General features: G+C 45.6%; 2 tRNA genes and 1 rRNA gene. All 3 read right to left on the bottom strand.

Going from position 1 to position 2,612, the window contains the following annotated elements:
* Positions 1–128: 128 nt before the first annotated feature.
* A tRNA-Ala gene (locus tag AC1DV1_RS31180) sits at positions 129–205 on the bottom strand.
* 109 nt (positions 206–314) lie between these two features.
* Positions 315–389 (bottom strand) — tRNA-Ile (locus AC1DV1_RS31175).
* A gap of 315 nt (positions 390–704) precedes the next feature.
* Positions 705–2,226 (bottom strand): 16S ribosomal RNA (locus AC1DV1_RS31170).
* Positions 2,227–2,612 lie beyond the last annotated feature (386 nt).

The raw sequence follows: 2,612 nt of genomic DNA, 5'->3' as shown, positions 1-2,612 counted from the left end.
CCTCTATACTGTTGTCTTCTCTTTTTTATTACTTCTTCCAATATGTCAAAGAACTTTACCCCTATTCCATTTAACTCTTAAATGGTCTATTTGCATTATATCCTATTCCTTTCGGAAAACGGAGGGTGTGGTGGAGAATAACGGATTCGAACCGTTGACCCCCTGCGTGCAAGGCAGGTGCTCTAGCCAGCTGAGCTAATCCCCCTTAGATGAGCTGAAAGCTTAAGGCTTAAAGCATAAAGCTTTTTTCCTTTCTTTCTTCGCCTGAAGTTTAATGCTTTCTGCTTTTGGCTTTCTGCTTTTCGCTCCAATAGTAGTCCCGAGCAGATTTGAACTGCTGACCCCTACATTATCAGTGTAGTGCTCTAACCAAGCTGAGCTACAGGACTTTTTTTTAGTTTGCAGTTTTGAGTTCTCAGTTTGCAGTCTTAGCTTCACTTTCGTGCTAACTGCTAACTGCTTACCGCCAACTGCTGACTGCCTACCTTATCCTTCACTCACCTTTCGGCCTAGCTCCACATAGATGGCTTCATCTTTTGGGTTTCCTTTTTGTGTTTAATTATTGAATGACTGAATTATTGAATTAGTGATTTAATGTATGGCCTAAACCACTCACTTAATCAACTAATCAAACTCAATCAACCAATTTTAAGAAATAATCATGTAGGTAACTTGTTACGATATCTCGTTCGATACTGCTCCAGAAAGGAGGTATTCCAGCCACACCTTCCGGTACGGCTACCTTGTTACGACTTAGCCCCAGTTACCGACTTTACCCTAGGACGCTCCTTGCGGTTACGCACTTCAGGCACTTCCAGCTTCCATGGCTTGACGGGCGGTGTGTACAAGGCCCGGGAACGTATTCACCGCGTCATTGCTGATACGCGATTACTAGCGAATCCAACTTCACGGGGTCGAGTTGCAGACCCCGATCCGAACTGTGAATGGCTTTAAGAGATTGGCATCCTGTTGCCAGGTAGCGGCCCTCTGTACCATCCATTGTAGCACGTGTGTAGCCCCGGACGTAAGGGCCATGATGACTTGACGTCGTCCCCTCCTTCCTCTCTATTTGCATAGGCAGTCTGTTTAGAGTCCCCACCTTAACGTGCTGGCAACTAAACATAGGGGTTGCGCTCGTTGCGGGACTTAACCCAACACCTCACGGCACGAGCTGACGACAGCCATGCAGCACCTAGTTTCGTGTCCCGAAGGACTTGAGCGTCTCTGCTCAATTCACTAACTTTCAAGCCCGGGTAAGGTTCCTCGCGTATCATCGAATTAAACCACATGCTCCTCCGCTTGTGCGGGCCCCCGTCAATTCCTTTGAGTTTCACCCTTGCGGGCGTACTCCCCAGGTGGAATACTTAACGCTTTCGCTTAGACGCTGACCGTATATCGCCAACATCGAGTATTCATCGTTTAGGGCGTGGACTACCAGGGTATCTAATCCTGTTTGATCCCCACGCTTTCGTGCCTCAGTGTCAATTTAACCATAGTAAGCTGCCTTCGCAATTGGTGTTCTGTGACATATCTATGCATTTCACCGCTACTTGTCACATTCCGCCTACCTCTAGTTCATTCAAGCTCATCAGTATCAAAGGCACTGCGATAGTTAAGCTACCGTCTTTCACCCCTGACTTAATAAGCCACCTACGCACCCTTTAAACCCAATAAATCCGGATAACGCTTGGATCCTCCGTATTACCGCGGCTGCTGGCACGGAGTTAGCCGATCCTTATTCTTACCATACATTCAGCTTTCTTCACGAAGAAAGGTTTATTCTGGTACAAAAGCAGTTTACAACCCGTAGGGCCGTCTTCCTGCACGCGGCATGGCTGGTTCAGGCTTCCGCCCATTGACCAATATTCCTTACTGCTGCCTCCCGTAGGAGTCTGGTCCGTGTCTCAGTACCAGTGTGGGGGGTCATCCTCTCAGATCCCCTAAACATCGTAGCCTTGGTAAGCCGTTACCTTACCAACTAGCTAATGTTCCGCATGCCCATCTTGTTCCTATAAATATTTGATTAAATTGCGATGCCACAACTTAATGTTATGCGGTCTTAATCTCTCTTTCGAGAGGCTATCCCCCTGAACAAGGTAGGTTACATACGTGTTACGCACCCGTGCGCCACTCTCAAGGAAAGCAAGCTCTCCTATCCCGTCCGACTTGCATGTATTAGGCCTGCCGCTAGCGTTCATCCTGAGCCAGGATCAAACTCTCCATTGTAAAATGTTTTGTTTGTTCACTGACCCTATTATTAATAATAGAATCTGTATAATTATTATATCTTTATACAGTATCTAACTTTTGTTATCATAACYCTTCYGCCTCTTGCTTCCTGCTTTACGCCTTCCGCTTTCTGCTTCCGTGTTACTCTACATGATTTTCTATTTCTTAAAAGAACTTTCTCGCTTCATCATCCGAATCCGCTATATGTTGTCGAAGTTTTACCTTCTTAACTYTTCATTTTTATTACCGGAATCGCTCCGGCTTTTTAACTTCTTTTGCTCCTCAAAGCAACCCTCCGTTTGGGTCTGCAAAGGTAGTAAACCTTTTTACTTTTCCAAAACTTATTTTTTCTTTTTTTTATCTCTCGATCTCTAAAGAATCTC

This window comes from Mucilaginibacter sp. P4_D1, assembly GCF_056401935.1.
Note: the sequence above shows the minus strand (reverse complement) of the source record. Positions and strands in the feature narration are given on the sequence as shown.